We start from the raw sequence: 16815 nt of genomic DNA on the forward strand, positions 1-16815 counted from the left end.
AAACCGTTTGAACATCAATGAAGATATCAGTGCCAAAGAAGTCCGTCTGGTCAAAGAAGACGGTGAACAAATGGGCGTGGTCGATATCGACACCGCGATGAAAGCGGCACGTGAAGACAGTCTAGATTTAGTCGAGTTGGTTCCCGAAGCCAAACCGCCAGTATGTAAGATCATGGATTATAAGCATTTCCTCTATGATCAAAAGCAAAAGGCGAAAGAAGCTAAGAAAAACCAAAAGCAGACTCAGCTAAAAGAGATGAAGCTTCGTCCTAGCACCGAAGAAGCAGATTATCAGGTTAAACTGAGAAAAATCGTCAGCTTCTTAGAAGATCAGGATAAAGTTAAAATTAGCATCCGTTTCCGCGGACGTGAAATGGCGCACCAAGAGATTGGTCGCAAGCAACTTGATCGTATCATTGAAGATACGGCTGATATCTCAAACGTCGAACAGTATCCTAAGATGGAAGGTCGTCAAATGGGTATGCTGTTAGGACCTACTAAGAAGAAATAGACTTTTTAATAGTTTATTCTTAGTGGTGGCTGTGTGTTTATATAGATATTCATGATTTCAACCATCAATATGCTACGGCGTATTGGTGGTTTTTAGTATATAAAGCTTAACAATCATATTTATAGTTATATATGACACTTACATCGCGTTGACCATCGTTACGTTAAATATATGAAGCCGTCAGTGCTTTACAAAACCCATCTTCTCAACCTTTTCATTACACGGTAATCTAAAGACCTACTCTATCTTTATGAAGAATAATTCCAATAAAAACAATTAAACTGATAAAAATAATCCATACCACGACTATAAATGTCGCTGATAAAAAATATAACCTCTTTTAGATATCATAGGAAGCCTTATGCAAGAATTAACCCCACCTGCTAACACCTCTACACCAACGATTACTCTAACCGCGCCAGAACCTGTTAAAGAGATACAAAAGAGCGAAGCCGATCAAATGGTAAAATTGGATGAAAGCGATATTCCAGAGCTTGATGCCAAGGTAGATGCTTTTGTCGATCATGTTATCAATAACTCTGTACACAGCTCTGAATTTCAACAAAACGTGCAATCTATTCATAACTTGGGTAATAAAGAAATCCGTGAATCGGCGCAAGTGTCTAACCGTATGTTAGAGCTACCCGCTAAAAGCCTAAATGACAGCTTATTTGACAATTCCCCTATTGCTAAGTCCCTCACTGAACTGCGCGGTATCGTAGAGGATTTAGACCCCAGTAAAAAAGAGCTGACCAGCTCACGTAAGCTGTTTGGTTTGATTCCATTTGGTAATAAAATACAGGATTATTTCCGTCAGTATGAGTCAGCGCAATCTCATATTAATGCGGTAGTGACCAGTCTTTATAATGGTAAAGATGAGCTGCTCAAAGACAATGCTATGATCGAGCAAGAAAAAATCAATATGTGGGAGCTTATGCAATCGATTCGCCAATATATCTATGTGGGTAAAAAGATTGACGAGCAGCTCGAGCAAAAAGTGTATGCCATAGAAGCGACTGACCCTGAAAAAGCACGTATTATTAAAGAAGAGATGCTGTTTTATGTGCGCCAAAAAAACACGGATTTTTTGACACAATTGGCTGTGAACGTCCAAGGATACTTGGCATTAGATACTATCCGTAAAAACAACTTAGAGCTAATTAAAGGGGTGGATCGCGCCACTACCACCACTATCTCAGCCTTACGTACGGCAGTCGTGGTCGCACAAGCGATGACCAATCAAAAATTGGTACTTGACCAAATTACCGCTTTAAATAAAACTACTAGTAGCTTGATTGAATCAACTTCGGCAATGCTCAAGCGTCAATCACTTGAAATTCATGAGCAAGCGACCAGCAGTACCATTGAGCTTGATAAATTGCAAAACGCATTTAACAATATCTATGACACCATGGATATGATTAGCACTTATAAAGTTGAAGCACTTGAGAATATGAAGCAAACGGTCAATACCTTGACCACTGAGGTTGATAAAGCACAAAAGTACCTCGATAAATCCAATCAGACCACGGTATTGGAAGTGTCAAAAGAGTTGAACATGAAAAAAATAACCAATCAATCAAATACGGTCAATATTGATATTTGATTTAGATAAGCGGTCACTTTTAATAAAAGTTGACAGCTAACGACTACTCGCTATCTTATACAGATAAGACAATTGACCTAAGATATTGGGTCGTTGTTCGTGTTAAGATAGTCATTATTAATAATTTAAACATAGATACGGTAATTTATGAGTTGGAATGATCCAAACGCCTCAAGTGAGGCACAAAAATATGATAACCCCATTCCTAGTCGCGAGCTTATATTAAGCACGATTAATGAACACGGTGAAATCACGCATCAGCAATTGGCAAAAGCCTTTAATATTGCTGATCCTGATCAGTTTGACGCTTTAGGCAATCGCTTAAAAGCGATGACACGCGATGGACAAGTCAATCGTGATGGTCGCCCTTATCGTTATCGCACGGTCACTCAGCATGATATCGTGACCGGTACCGTATCAGCGCACCCTAAAGGTTTTGGTTTTGTACTATTGAGTGATATGCCTGATTTGTTTTTACATGAAAAACAAATGCGTTGGGTCTTTAATGGCGATACGGTAGAAGCCGTTGGCACCTCAACAGACAACCGCGGTCGTACTGAAGGTCGCATCGTTGATGTCGTTGAGCGTCGTCAAAACCATTTTATCGGTACACTTGCTCATGATGAAGACGGTTACTGCGTCGAGCTTGGTAGCCCAAACAACCATCAGCCGATCACCGTCACAGAAGACAATGTACAGGCTTTCAATGCTAAGCAAGGATCACCAGTAAAAGTTGATATTATTGATTGGCCAAATCAGCATGAATTCGCCACTGGTAAAATTACTGAAGTCTTGTCTGATGACAATGATCGCGAACTCATCATTGAGACCACGTTACTTAACTATGATATTCCATCAGAATTCAGTGAAGCGGTGCTTAATCAAGCAAATGATTATCAAGAGCCTACTGAAAAAGATCTAAAGGGTCGTGTCGACTTACGTGATTTACCATTAGTGACTATTGATGGTGAAGATGCCCGTGATTTTGATGATGCAGTCTTTGCTGAAAAGCGTTCTGGTGGTAATTATCGCGTCTTGGTAGCGATTGCGGATGTCAGTTATTATGTGACACCGAACTCACCACTTGACCAAAATGCTTATGAGCGTGGTACGTCAGTCTATTTCCCACATCAAGTGATTCCGATGTTGCCTGAAGTGCTGTCTAATGGTCTATGTTCACTGAACCCTAATCTTGATCGCCTCTGTATGGTTGCTGATATTAAGATATCACGTGCTGGTAAAATCACCAGTTATGAGTTTTATCCTGGTGTGATGCATTCGCAAGCGCGTTTGACTTATAATCAAGTGAATGCGTATCTTGAGAATCCAAAAGACAGTAGCGTTCCTAAATCGTTAACAGAAAATAAAGATGTCAAAAAATCTGTCGATACCTTACATCAATTGTATGAGTTGCTGCTTAAAAAACGTGAAGAACGTCATGCCATGGAATTTGAGACTGTTGAAACTTATATTAAGTTCAATGAAAAGGGTGGCATCGAAGCAATCTTGCCTCGTACCCGTGGCGATGCTCAAAAGCTGATTGAAGAATGTATGCTGCTTGCCAATACTTGCGCGGCAAACTTTGCGCTAAAAAATGAGCTGCCAGTTTTATATCGTAATCATGATAAGCCTGATGGCGAAAAATCGATGCGTATTCACGAATATGCCAAAAACTTCGGTTTAAGTTTCCCAGAAGAGAACCCAACTCAAGCAGATTATCAGCGCATTATTGAAGCGACTAAAGAGCGTCCTGACGCGATCAGTATTCATAGCATGCTGCTACGCTCAATGATGCAAGCAAACTATTCTCCGGATAACATCGGTCACTTTGGTTTGGCTTATGACGAGTATAGTCATTTTACCTCGCCGATTCGTCGTTATCCTGACTTAATGTTGCATCGTGCGATTAAAGCGGAAGTGACAAATACCAAACAGCCTGTAATGGATTTTTCATTAGAAGGTGCTGGCATGCAAACCTCAGACACAGAGCGCCGCGCTGAGAAAGCATCGCGCTATGTGGAGTCATGGCTGAAGTGTCATTATATGAAAGACCATGTCGGCGAAGAGTTCGATGGTGTCGTAACTACCGTCACAAACTTTGGTTTATTCATTACCCTGACCGATTTGTATATCGATGGTTTGGTGCATATCTCAAACGTCGGTGATGATTTCTTCGTTTATGATGAGCAGCAGCAACAGCTGATCGGTAAAGATAGAGGCACAGTGTTTGGGCTGGGCGATTTGGTTAAGGTGAAAGTAGCTGGCGTTAATATGGATCTGCTACAAATTGACTTTGGTTTACAAGCAAAGCTGCAGTCTAGTAAAATGAATCAAACTAAAAAAGATCATTCGAACCGTAGTAGCCAGTTAAACCAAAGTGCGACAAACAAAGATCAGCCAAAGAAATCACCTGCTAAGAAAAGTGGCAGCCGTGGTGGTAGAGGCAATAGCAAAAAGAGTTAAACTCTCTTGAATCTATAAGTATTAAAAAAGGCTAATGTTATCATTAGCCTTTTTTATGTCTGTGTCCCGTCCTGAAATAAGTTTACGAAAAATCAGCTTCTGATTGGTTGACCCACACCTGAAACTGCAAAATAATGTTTGAGTCGCCCACCTCCTTGATAACCGCAGTGACTTTTGGCTTATCATCAAACTTAAATTGCGCTAACTTTTCAAGAAATATAAGACGTTTTTCATCATCCGCTTTTGGATGAGTTAAGCTCTTTTTTTTGAGTGATGCAGATTCGTTTTAAAGCGATGCCTATACCTCTTTGAGTGCAGTTAAAACGCCGAGCTCGTTCGTGCTGATAATCATCAGGATAAGCTTCTACATCGGCTCTCAGTAAGTCATCGTCTATCTTAGTCGGGGTAAATTGACGTCTTTTACGCTCAGGAAATGTTTTCCAACGCTGAATAGTGTTGGTGCTAATTTGATACTCCTCTGCAAGTTGTCGAATGCTATAGCCTTCTTCAAGCTTATTGAGTATCAGTTGTCGGTAGTCTTTTGAGTATGCCATATTATATACTGTAGAGGATTTATGTTTCTTTGACTATAGTACAGTAAGATTAACGGTTTCGCTTTCTTGAACAGCATAAACCGGTAAGCTGAACATGATGCTTAATAGCAGTAGTTGACTCCACACTTTTAGGCAGTTGCGCAACATCATGTGGTCAAAATAAGCCGCCATAAGCATCCTTAATTACGCCTTATTGATCCAAAATTCAATAAGCATATTTTCAAATATTATTTACCGTCCAAATAAAGTTGTGCCTCGCCCAAATCTAACGTGCCCTCATAGATAGCACGACCAGTGATGATGCCTTCGATACAATTACCATAAGGTTTTAACAGCTCGATATCTTTCATATCGGTTACGCCGCCTGAAGCAATCACTGGCAATCCACCTTCGCGAGCCAAGTTGACAGTTTGCTCGACATTAACGCCTTGCATCATGCCATCACGGGCGATATCGGTATAGACGATTGATGAGACGCCAACGTCAGCAAAACGTTTGGCAAGCTCTGTGGCTTTGGTGTCGGTGACATTTGCCCAACCATGGGTGGCGACCATGCCATCTTTTGCATCGATACCAACGATAATGTGTCCAGCAAACTCACGGCATGCTTCGGCAACAAAATCCGGATCTTCAACCGCTTTGGTACCAATAATAATATAGGTCAGACCAGCAGTAATATATTGCTCAATGGTTTGCATATTGCGCACACCGCCGCCAAGCTGAATCGGCAGCTTAGGGAAGGCTTTTGCAATATCATGCACCACTTGCTTATGTACCGGAATTCCATCAAATGCCCCATTTAGATCAACCAAATGTAAGCGGCGCGCGCCTTCTTTTACCCAACGTGCCGCCATCGCAACAGGGTCATCAGAAAATACCGTATCGTCTTCCATACGACCTTGTTTTAAGCGCACACACTTGCCATCTTTTAGATCAATAGCAGGGATAATCACAGGGACAGCACACATATAGGATTCCTTATAAAAACAATATTAATAATCAAAACTTGGATGTAGGTTAAATGCTTACAAAAGCCATTTAAACACAAGCTTAATGTAAAAGGTCTAGAACTGCCAATTTAAAAAGACCGCGATACAGTCAATTCACTACAAAAGACGTATAAGCTTCATAATGCTTTAAAAACAATACAAGTACACTAGTCATAAAATCGACTAAGGTTTTCTATTTATTGCAGCAGAAAACAGACAGTCATAACCATAAGTTTTAGCACAAAGGATTACTAGCAATATTGGGTAAATTCGATTACCAACTAGCAATTTTAAGTCAGTTTAGCGTATAATCCTAGGCAAATTTGTATTTGTGCGATAAAACCCGATCGTCTGCTACGTGTAGATGATTTCGCTCAGCATAAGATGGATGACAGCGCGGTATTGATATACTATTAAACGTTTCGCTTAGCAACGGCTGTTACTCAGTCATAATATTTACCCTATAATCATAGGTCATTCAATAGCGCTTGGATAGCTTCTACTCAGTATCCTAAGTCATTTATCTCTCGTTTGTATTTAACCAAATGAATAGCGCTGCTTAAATCTCACAAACATTATGAATTTTAATAAATCGTATGGTAAAACCGTATTTTATCTAACACTATCTCTGTTTGGGATGAGGGTTAGATTGCAGTGTTTTAGTATACACCTTGGTAGCCAGTCGCCACTTTGGTCATTCGAATAAGATATTAACGTGTTGTTAAGGAGTCTAAGGTCAGCGTTAATACTCTTACTAGTAGTCATGAAGTGTCATTATTAGAAAACCTTATCGCTGTCTTTTTATAAGATATGATTTGGTTGTTTTAGTGATGGCGTTACCATTCATGCTGCCGATATACCACACAGGACGTCTGGTATCGTTTTAGACTATGGACTAAGTTTTCGCTTATGATTACCATCAAGAAAGGTTTGGATTTACCCATCACTGGTGAACCCTCCCGCGAGATATCTGAGCACAGACCTGCCCATGTGGCACTTATTGGCTATGATTATGTTGGCATGAAGCCGACGATGAATGTCAAAGAAGGCGATATCGTAGCAAAAGGTCAATCCGTTTTTGAAGACAAAAAACGGGCTGGCGTTATCTACACTGCGCCTGCTGCTGGTAAGGTCGTCGCAATTAAACGCGGTGAACGTCGTGTGTTTGAAAGTCTTGTAATTGCGGTCGACCCAAATGGTGCGGAAGTAGAATTTCAGCGCTACGACTCCCAGCAACTTGCTGACCTAGATTCTGAAGTCGTTGAAACCCAACTGCTTGCCTCTGGTGAATGGACGGCGTTCCGTACGCGTCCTTATAGCCGTGCTCCTGAAATCGGCGCTCGTCCTCACGCTATTTTCGTCACCGCCATGGATACCAATCCATTGGCATTTGACCCGATGTTGCTGATTAATGAGCAATTGCAAGCGTTCAATGACGGACTTGCCGTATTATCTACCCTCAGCCCAAAGACCTTTGTCTGCCACCATGGCAATAGTCAGTTGACGCCAGTTGCGAAAACTGCGGCTAATAATGTCACTGAATATCATAGCTTTGCGGGCAAACATCCTGCCGGTCTCGCAGGCACGCACATTCATTTCTTGCACCCTATCATGCGCGGTACAAGCGTCTGGACGATCGGTTATCAAGATGTGATTGCGATTGGCAAGCTATTTACTAGCGGGCGTTTATATACGCGTCGCTTATTAAGCTTAGCCGGTCCTGCTGTCAGTAATCCTCATGTTATCGCCACCGAACGCGGTGCTGATATTGCTGCCTTGACCAAAGGTAATTTGACGGCTGGCGAGAACCGTGTAATTTCAGGTTCAGTGCTGTCTGGGCGTCAAGTATTTGCCAACATTGCTTATCTTGGTCGCTTTGATAATCAAGTAAGCGTACTGGCAGAAGGTCGTGAGCGTCCAGCGTTCCATTTCTTTACACCAGGTGCAAACCGCTTCTCTAAACTGCCTATCTATATTTCGCAGTTCTTTGGTGGCAAAAAATATAACTTCACCACCACGAGCAATGGCTCACCTAGAGCGATGGTGCCAATCGGTGTCTATGAAGAAGTCATGCCACAAGACTATCTGCCAACCCAGCTATTGCGGGCTTTGATTGTCGAAGACATCGTCACTGCTGTAGATTTGGGCGTACTTGAATTGGACGAAGAAGATTTAGCATTATGCACCTTCGTATCTCCTGGCAAATATGAATTCGGCGATATTTTGCGTGATAACTTAACACGCATTGAGCTGGAGGGCTAACCACGATGAAATTTTTACACAATATGTTCGATCGTATGGAGCCGTCTTTTACTAAGGGTGGCAAACACACAAAATACTATGCCATCTTTGAGATGTTTGATACGTTTTTGCGTCAACCAGGCTCAACGACATACGCATCATCACACGTACGTGACGGTATTGACCTTAAGCGTATTATGATTACCGTGTGGTTATGTACGTTCCCAGCTATGTTTTGGGGTATGTACAATATCGGTCATCAAGCATTAACCGCGATTGCAACCCTTGGCTTGCAGCCTGAAGGCTGGCGTACCATTATCACCAGTATGGCAGGCTACAACCCAGACAGTATCTGGGCAAGCTTTGTCTACGGTGCCATGCAGTTCTTACCGATTTATCTTGTGACCTTTGGGGTTGGTATTCTCTGTGAGATTATCTTTGCTGTTGTCCGTGGTCATGAAGTCAACGAAGGTTTCTTTGTTACCTCTGTATTGTTTGCACTATGTCTACCACCAGATATTCCATTATGGCAAGTTGCCTTAGGTATTATCTTTGGTGTGGTTGTGGCAAAAGAAGTATTTGGCGGTACTGGTAAAAACTTCCTCAACCCTGCCCTATCAGGTCGTGCTTTCTTATACTTTGCTTATCCTGCTTATATGTCAGGCGACTCAGTATGGACAGCGGTTGATGGTTTTTCAGGTGCAACGCCACTTGGTCTTGCCGCGCTTGGCGTCGTTCCACAAGATTTTGTCGATGTTTACGGCAATGCCATCACGTGGAGTGATGCGTTCTTAGGCAACATGCAAGGCAGTATCGGTGAAGTATCAACATTGGCAATCCTCATGGGTGCTGCTGTCCTACTTTGGACACGCATTGCCTCATGGCGCATCATGGCAGGTTGTGTGGTCGGTCTGATTGCCACATCGCTGGTCTTTAATATGATTGGCTCTGAAGACAATATGATGATGAGCTTGCCGTTTTACTGGCACTTAGTGATCGGTGGTTTTGCCTTTGGTGCCGTATTTATGGCAACTGATCCAGTATCTGCCGCACATACCAATAAAGGGCGCTGGGCTTACGGTATCTTGATTGGTTTTATGACCGTATTGATTCGTGTCATCAACCCAGCTTTCCCAGAAGGCATCATGCTAGCCATTCTATTTGCTAACTTATTTGCCCCATTGTTTGACTACTTTGTCACTCAAGCAAATATCAAACGCCAAACAGCTCGGAGGGTTCGCTATGTCCAAGCCCAAAAGTAATAATGCAAAAACCATCAGTGTGGCGTTGACGCTATGCTTGGTGTGTTCTGTATTGGTCTCAGCTGCAGCTGTGGGTTTAAAGCCTGCGCAAGTAGAAAACGCACGTTTAGACCGTAATAAGAACATCTTGGTCGCAGCAGGTATGTTTGATCCTGCTGCTGACACCAATGAAGATGTGGCTACGCGTTTTGAAGATTTTGAGGTAAAAATCGTTGACCTTAATAAAGGCAATTACCTTGATGATGACGCACTTACCGCTGTTGGTATCCCTGATCGTAATGCGTACGATGCCAGTCAAGCAACTAAGAATAAAGCTTTAAGTGAAGACTTGGGCAGTAATGATCCTGCCGGTATCGGTCGTAAGCCTAAATATGCCAAAGTCTATGTCAAAAGCGATGACGCTGGCAAACCTGAAATGGTGGTTCTACCGATTCAGGGTTATGGACTATGGGGTACGATTTATGGTTTCTTAACGCTTGAAAGTGACATGAATACCATCAAAGGTATTAGCTTTTATGAGCATAAAGAAACCCCAGGTCTAGGCGCTCGTATCGAAGAGCCAGAGTGGCGTGCGATGTGGAGTGGCATTCACTCTTATGATGACAAAGGTGTCGTTGCTACTGGCGTGACAAAAGCCGGTAATCCGAAAGAGAACTGGGTTGACGGTATCAGTGGTGCAACCTTGACCAGTCGCGGCGTCAGCAACATGATTCAGTTTTGGCTTGGCGAGCAAGGTTACAAGCCTTACTTAGACCAGCTGCGTAAAGAGAGTGGCAAAACACTGGCAGATGCTGAAGTAAAAGCAAGTCAAAGCCCGTATAAAAAACTGGGTCAAAACTTACATCAAGAGCAGGCGCATCCCGTAACCGAACTGGTAGCAGTAGTACCAGCAGCACACGGCAAGGAGGCATAACATGGCTGATACAAAAAGTATTTTAACCTCGCCCATTTTTGACAATAACCCTATTGCTCTACAGATCTTAGGTATCTGTTCGGCATTGGCGGTAACGACCAGTGTGGCAAATGCATTGGTGATGAGCGTGGCATTGACTTTGGTCACAGCGTTTTCAAGCTTTTTTATCTCTATTATCCGTAAGCAAATCCCATCAAGCATTCGTATTATCGTGCAGATGACGATTATTGCTTCATTGGTTATTTTGGTTGATCAGATACTAAAAGCAGTCGCTTATGATGTCAGTAAAGGCTTGTCAGTATTCGTTGGTTTGATTATTACCAACTGTATCGTGATGGGACGTGCTGAAGCGTTTGCCATGAGCAATCCGCCTATACCCAGTTTCTTGGATGGTATCGGTAATGGTCTTGGTTATTCAACCGTACTACTATTTATCGCCAGTATCCGTGAGATTTTGGGTGCAGGCAGCTGGTTTGGTATCACCATTTTACAAACCGCGACCGATGGTGGCTGGTATGTACCAAATGGTCTATTGCTACTACCGCCGTCAGCATTCTTTATCATTGCCCTGTTCATCGTGATTATCCGTACATGGAAACCTGATCAGGTCGAAGACGCTGAATTTGTAATGAAGCCGCAATCTAAAGGCATGGCTCAAGGGGGCGGTCACTAATGGGACATTATGTCAGTTTATTTATAACCTCGGTCTTTATCGAGAATATGGCACTGGCCTACTTCTTAGGCATGTGTACTTTTTTAGCTGTATCAAAAAAAGTCTCAACCGCTATCGGTCTTGGGGTGGCAGTGGTTGTCGTGATGGCAATTACCGTACCGCTAAATAACCTACTCTTCCAGTTCATCCTAAAAGATGGTGCGCTGGCATGGGCAGGCTTCCCTGATATTGACTTAAGCTTTTTGGGTCTGCTCAGTTATATTGGTTTGATTGCTGCCACCGTACAGATTTTAGAGATGTTCTTGGATAAGTTCGTCCCGAGTCTATATAACGCACTTGGTGTATTTTTGCCGCTTATCACCGTCAACTGTGCCATCTTAGGTGGCGTATTGTTTATGGTAGAACGTGATTATAACTTTGGTGAATCAGTGGTATACGGTGTTGGTGCAGGCTTTGGTTGGGCACTGGCTATTACCGCATTGGCAGGTATCCGTGAAAAGTTAAAATACTCAGACATTCCAGCGCCACTGCGCGGTCTTGGTATTACTTTTATCACGGTTGGTCTGATGTCACTTGGCTTTATGTCGTTTGGCGGTATGTCCATTTAAACCGTTAGGCTTAAAACCCTATTTAGCGATTTGACCTATTTAATTCATTTATTCGGTAGGGGTTCAGAAAAAACGCAATGACGTCTTTTCGTACCCCTACTCCATAGATTAAGGATACCTACCATGGATTATTTTACGGCGATTGGTGGCGTTGCTATGTTTACCTTGATCATCATGAGCTTTGTCGCCATTATTTTGGCGGCGCGCTCAAGACTGGTCAGTTCAGGCGATGTGACCATTCATATTAATGATAATCCCGATAATGACGTTGTAACACCCGCAGGCGGCAAATTGCTTCAAACACTGGCCAGCGAAGGTATTTTCTTATCTTCAGCCTGTGGTGGCGGTGGTACCTGTGCCCAGTGTCGTTGCCGTGTTATTGAGGGGGGCGGTTCTATCCTGCCCACCGAAGAAGGCTATTTTACTCAAGGTGAGATTCGCAATCATATGCGTCTTGCCTGTCAGGTAGCAGTTAAGCAAGACATGAAAATCGAGATTGACCCTGAATTCTTTGATGTACAAAAGTGGGAATGTGAGGTTATCTCTAACGATAACGTTGCCACCTTTATTAAAGAATTGGTACTGAAGATTCCAGAAGGCGAAGAAGTTAACTTCCGCGCTGGTGGTTATGTACAGCTAGAAGCGCCACCGCATGAAGTGCATTATAAAGACTTTGATATTGCCGAAGAATATCAAGACGATTGGAATAACTTTGGCATCTTTAAATACGTCTCAAAAGTTGATGAGCCTGTTATTCGTGCCTATTCAATGGCTAACTATCCGGATGAAAAAGGTTTAATAAAATTTAATATTCGTATTGCTAGTCCGCCGCCGCGCGGTCCTGATGGTATTCCACCAGGCAAAATGTCTTCTTGGACCTTTAGCTTAAAACCTGGCGATAAAGTCACAGTATCTGGTCCTTATGGTGAGTTTTTCGCCAAAAAGACCGAAGCTGAGATGATATTCGTCGGTGGTGGTGCTGGTATGGCACCGATGCGCTCGCACATTTTCGATCAGCTCAAACGCCTAAACTCTGATCGTAAGATTAGTTTTTGGTATGGTGCGCGCTCTATTCGTGAGATGTTCTACGTTGAAGATTATGATCAACTAGAAGCTGACTTTGCTAATTTCCAGTGGCATGTGGCGTTATCTGATCCGCAGCCTGAAGACAATTGGACAGGTTACACGGGCTTTATTCATAACGTGTTGTTAGAAGAATATCTCAAAGGCCATCCAAATCCAGAAGATTGTGAGTACTACATGTGTGGGCCACCGATGATGAATGCGGCGGTTATCGATATGCTACATAGCTTAGGTGTGGAAGATGAAAACATCATGCTTGATGACTTTGGTGGCTAAATCGGGTAATTCATTAGCCTATCTAAGCAACCACAATTAACTGAACAATATATGCTAAATTAAGAGTCTCAAATGAGGCTCTTAATTTATGAGCGAAACAGAAAGGATTGTTATGAAAACCAACTATAGTTGAAATACTTTAAAGTCGCTACCGTATTGCTGGTGTAAATTTTTTGCAGCCTCTGTCTGCGTAGGCACAGCAAGCAAGAAAAATTTGCACCAGCAGTACGTGTTGTATCGATATTACTTTTCACCGACTATATTTATTAAATAGCGATGTCTTAAGCCGACAGTTGGCGTTATGGGTGACAAAGGGTGTAAAATAGGCAATGCTTAGCTTACTTAATAACTAACGCCCACTCACCCCTTCGCTATATCAAGCTGTGATGACTCATATGAAAAACCCAAGCATGCAAAAATCAGCACCACGCTCATTTTCTGTTAAATCGATGAATACTGCCCTACTACCTGTTATCACTATAAGCGCTGCACTGGGTATGAGCGCTTGCCAGCAAAAGACCGATTACAATAATCTGAGCGGTGAGACCATGGGTACCAGCTATCATATTAGTTATCAGTTGCCTAAAAGTGCTGATAAAGCAGCCATACAAGCAGCAATCGATAAGCGCCTGCAAGATATCAACGACAGCATGTCCACTTATCAGGCCGACTCTATCATCTCTGAATTTAATCAATTAGGCAAAGATGCGCCTATTACCATCGATGCAGATTTTAGTCATGTGTTAGCAATTTCAAGACAAGTTTATCAGCAATCAGGTGGCGCCTTTGATCCTACGGTGATGCCACTTGTTGATACTTGGGGCTTTGGTAGCACGATGACCGTTGAGCGTTTGCAAGGCCCACCTACGGCATTGGAGATTGCGCAAGCCAAAGCCTTAGTTGACTTTGACAGTGTCATACAAAAAGATAAAACCCTTTATAAGACTAAAGATGGCATCGGGCTTGATTTTTCAGCAGTGGCTAAAGGCTACGGTGTCGATGTCATCGCTGATGTGCTAAAAAACAATTATCAAATTCGCAATTATATGGTTGAGATTGGCGGTGAGGTGGCAACTTCTGGCGTCAGTGCCCAACAACAACCGTGGCAGATTGCTATTGATGCACCGATTGAGGGTAGTACGGTCAGAGAGCGTCAAACCATAGCGGTGATTCGTCAACCTATAAATATCAGCAATACTATGCATCTAGCGACCTCTGGCAACTATCGTAATTCAGTCGTGTTTGCTGGTAAGCACTACAGTCATACCATTGATCCTACAACAGGTGAGCCGATCGTAGGTGGCGCGCCATCGGTGACAGTCGCCGCAGACACCGTCGCGCTGGCTGATGCGTGGGCAACCGCCTTGACCGCGATGCCCTATAAAAAAGCATTGAGCGTCGCCAAAGAGCAAAACATAGCGGCATTATTTGTCGTATTGGCAGAGGGTGTGAGCGTAGAAGCAGCCGCGGACAGCATTGATGATTGGCAAGTGGTGCAAACACCTGCTATGAAAGCCTTGCGTGCTGATAAAAAGTCTAGCTAAGGTTAGAGTGTTTATAGAAGTAGCACGGTATCGCTTTTAGATGTCTCTTTTTTAAATCGTTTTACTAAGCTGAGAAGCTCAAACGGACAAGATGAATTTTTGCTATACTATTAATAAGTTATCACACAGATAACCGTCCTATTTTTAACGCGAGGTCTCCTCTATGCTTAGCCAACTGCTTCCCATGCTTGCTATCACCTTTACCGTATTCATGCTGTTTTTTATCTTTATGGGTATCGGTTATATGGTCAACAAAAAGCCGCTTAGAGGGTCTTGTGGCGGTGTTGCCAAATTAATGGGCAATGAGAAATGCTCATACTGTGGTGATGACCCTAATAAATGCGATTCTATAATCGCAGAACAACAAGAGAACGCTTTAAAAGCAGCTCAGTTGGGCAAATCGGTGTAAACAGTCGCTTTGTTACCATACGCTGGTAGTATTTAGCCGTCATTTGTTCTTATAATAGCGTCAAGCCTTATAAAAAAAGGGCTAGCGCTATTTTTTTATGGTGCAGTGTTATTGCTCCACATCACTACTCATATATACTCATATTACCTTACCCGTTAAGGTAGCAAGTTCATATAAATTGCTTTCTGCAAATATTTCGACATTCTATTTTTTGTCTAACTCATCTGCTTTGTGAGATTTCTCTGGTGTTATTTTGCAAACGACGACTCTTCGGCGCTGTTTAATGACGTGTCCTTTTTCTTACTCTAATAATAGTCGTGCTGCTATGTCTACCCCTCCTAATGTGCAAAATGATTTGCCTTTACAATCTCAAACGGATGCTACTTCACTGTTTAAGCTGCCCTCTTCGCGCTTTACGTTTTGGCTAGTATTGTGTGCCATGGTTTTATTGGGCACCAATATGCGCGCGCCTATCGTCGCGCTTGGCTCTATCGCGCCTGTGGTTCAAGGGGCGCTCAATATCTCAGAGACTCAGATCGGTTGGCTGGGTGCGGTACCGATGCTCACCTTCGCCTTGGGTGCTTTGATCTCACCCACCATTGGCAAGCGTTTTGGTATCGAAAATACCTTGATTGTGATGATTGTCCTACTGACCCTCGGTATGATTGTACGCGCAGTCATCCCAACATGGATTGGGTTTTTAAGTGGGACGGTGATGCTAACTTTAGCCATTGGTTTTGCAAATACCTTGGCTGCGCCTGTCATTAAACAGCACACACCGAATAACATTCCTTTAGTCACCGGTCTATTTAGTCTGACCATGACAGTGACCGCCGGTATTGTCGCCGGTGTCGTTCTTCCCCTATCTGAATGGGTTGGCTGGCAATGGGCACTAGGTGGCTGGTCATTTTTAGGTATTTTTGCTATCGCTATTTGGATATTCTTACGCCTGCGTTTAGGCTCGTCGAGCGATCAGATTATCCCTATCGCTACTCAAGGTTTCTCTGATATTTCTATGTGGCGTACCGGCTTTGCTTGGCAAATTGGCATATTCTTGGGTATTCAATCCTTACTCTATTATACCGTTGCGAGCTTTTTACCATCTATTTTAGTCAGTAAAGGCATGAGTGCGGTCAGTGCAGGACAGATGGGTTCGGTGTTTCAGTTTATGGCGCCACTGGCTATTTTGAGCTTAACATGGTTGATCAATCGTGGTCGCCCTACACAGGCTTTGGCAGTGTTTGCAGCAGTATTAAACGTCATTGGCATCCTAGGTCTAAGCTATACGTCTACCGATTTAGCATGGCTATGGGCAGGCTTTATGGGTGCAGGCTGCTCGGCAATTTTTACTTTAAGTATTATGCTGTTTTCTCTTCGCACTTATACGACCAATCAAGCCAGTGAGCTGTCTGGTATGGCACAATTCGTCGGTTATATCATTGCGTTTTTTGGTCCACTTGGGACTGGTTGGCTACATGAGGTGACTGACAGCTGGGATTTACCGCTGCTGATTACGCTTATTTTGATGATTGTAAACGTAGGGATAGCTTGGCTGGTCAGTCGTCCGCTGATGGTTGACGGCAAGAAGATTTAGTTTTTATCATTAATCAATTAACTTTTGCACCATATTGCTGCTTATCTGATTCTGCTAGACTGGTTCTATTGCCTATAGGACAGCAGAAT

At 42.9% G+C, this 16815-nt stretch carries 14 protein-coding genes; 12 read left to right on the forward strand and 2 right to left on the reverse strand.

Annotation, left to right across the window (positions count from 1 at the left end; translation table 11 throughout):
* Positions 1-7 precede the first annotated feature (7 nt).
* The 3 genes from infC (at position 8) to rnr (ending at position 4580) form a co-directional block, all read left to right on the forward strand.
* The gene (gene infC / locus PSYC_RS10925; protein WP_011281352.1) at positions 8-511 is read left to right on the forward strand and encodes a translation initiation factor IF-3; all 504 of its coding nucleotides are present in this window, start codon (positions 8-10) and stop codon (positions 509-511) included.
* A gap of 361 nt (positions 512-872) precedes the next feature.
* On the forward strand, positions 873-2117 hold the full coding sequence (locus PSYC_RS10930; RefSeq protein WP_011281353.1) for a toxic anion resistance protein: 1245 nt from the start codon (positions 873-875) through the stop codon (positions 2115-2117).
* A gap of 147 nt (positions 2118-2264) precedes the next feature.
* Complete coding sequence (rnr, locus tag PSYC_RS10935) at positions 2265-4580, forward strand: ribonuclease R (RefSeq protein ID WP_011281354.1); 2316 nt, start codon at positions 2265-2267, stop codon at positions 4578-4580.
* A 233-nt stretch (positions 4581-4813) separates the two neighbouring features.
* Here rnr and PSYC_RS10940 read toward each other — a convergent pair whose 3' ends face one another.
* Together PSYC_RS10940 and hisA are read right to left on the reverse strand one after the other, a co-directional pair.
* Positions 4814-5134, reverse strand: a complete 321-nt coding sequence (locus PSYC_RS10940; RefSeq protein WP_011281355.1) for an IS630 transposase-related protein — start codon at positions 5132-5134, stop codon at positions 4814-4816.
* A 227-nt stretch (positions 5135-5361) separates the two neighbouring features.
* Entirely contained in the window at positions 5362-6102 is a 741-nt protein-coding gene (hisA, locus tag PSYC_RS10945; protein ID WP_011281356.1) for a 1-(5-phosphoribosyl)-5-[(5-phosphoribosylamino)methylideneamino]imidazole-4-carboxamide isomerase, read from the reverse strand.
* A 930-nt stretch (positions 6103-7032) separates the two neighbouring features.
* Between hisA and PSYC_RS10950 the strand changes: the two genes are divergently transcribed.
* The 9 genes from PSYC_RS10950 (at position 7033) to PSYC_RS10990 (ending at position 16726) form a co-directional block, all read left to right on the forward strand.
* Complete coding sequence (locus PSYC_RS10950) at positions 7033-8385, forward strand: Na(+)-translocating NADH-quinone reductase subunit A (protein WP_011281357.1); 1353 nt, start codon at positions 7033-7035, stop codon at positions 8383-8385.
* A 5-nt stretch (positions 8386-8390) separates the two neighbouring features.
* Entirely contained in the window at positions 8391-9626 is a 1236-nt protein-coding gene (locus PSYC_RS10955) for an NADH:ubiquinone reductase (Na(+)-transporting) subunit B (RefSeq protein ID WP_011281358.1), read from the forward strand.
* On the forward strand, positions 9607-10539 hold the full coding sequence (locus PSYC_RS10960; RefSeq protein ID WP_011281359.1) for a Na(+)-translocating NADH-quinone reductase subunit C: 933 nt from the start codon (positions 9607-9609) through the stop codon (positions 10537-10539). Before PSYC_RS10955 ends, PSYC_RS10960 begins: the two co-directional genes overlap by 20 nt.
* A 1-nt stretch (position 10540) precedes the next feature.
* Positions 10541-11212, forward strand: coding sequence for an NADH:ubiquinone reductase (Na(+)-transporting) subunit D (locus tag PSYC_RS10965; RefSeq protein WP_011281360.1), 672 nt, complete (start codon positions 10541-10543; stop codon positions 11210-11212).
* Positions 11212-11820 (forward strand): NADH:ubiquinone reductase (Na(+)-transporting) subunit E, encoded by a 609-nt coding sequence (gene nqrE / locus PSYC_RS10970; protein WP_011281361.1) that lies wholly within the window; start codon positions 11212-11214, stop codon positions 11818-11820. The genes PSYC_RS10965 and nqrE overlap by 1 nt, the downstream gene beginning before the upstream one ends.
* Before the next feature lie 123 nt (positions 11821-11943).
* Positions 11944-13179 (forward strand): NADH:ubiquinone reductase (Na(+)-transporting) subunit F, encoded by a 1236-nt coding sequence (gene nqrF, locus PSYC_RS10975; RefSeq protein WP_011281362.1) that lies wholly within the window; start codon positions 11944-11946, stop codon positions 13177-13179.
* Between the two features lie 395 nt (positions 13180-13574).
* On the forward strand, positions 13575-14723 hold the full coding sequence (locus PSYC_RS10980) for an FAD:protein FMN transferase (RefSeq protein ID WP_011281363.1): 1149 nt from the start codon (positions 13575-13577) through the stop codon (positions 14721-14723).
* Positions 14724-14886: 163 nt separating this feature from the next.
* Positions 14887-15132: a (Na+)-NQR maturation NqrM gene (gene nqrM / locus PSYC_RS10985; RefSeq protein WP_011281364.1), complete on the forward strand. Its 246-nt coding sequence runs from the start codon at positions 14887-14889 to the stop codon at positions 15130-15132.
* A 325-nt stretch (positions 15133-15457) separates the two neighbouring features.
* Positions 15458-16726 carry an MFS transporter gene (locus tag PSYC_RS10990; RefSeq protein WP_227500335.1) on the forward strand — a complete coding sequence of 423 codons (1269 nt, stop codon included), beginning with the start codon at positions 15458-15460 and terminating at the stop codon, positions 16724-16726.
* The last annotated feature ends 89 nt before the right edge of the window (positions 16727-16815 follow it).

The organism is Psychrobacter arcticus 273-4 (assembly GCF_000012305.1).
GTDB classification, from domain to species: domain Bacteria; phylum Pseudomonadota; class Gammaproteobacteria; order Pseudomonadales; family Moraxellaceae; genus Psychrobacter; species Psychrobacter arcticus.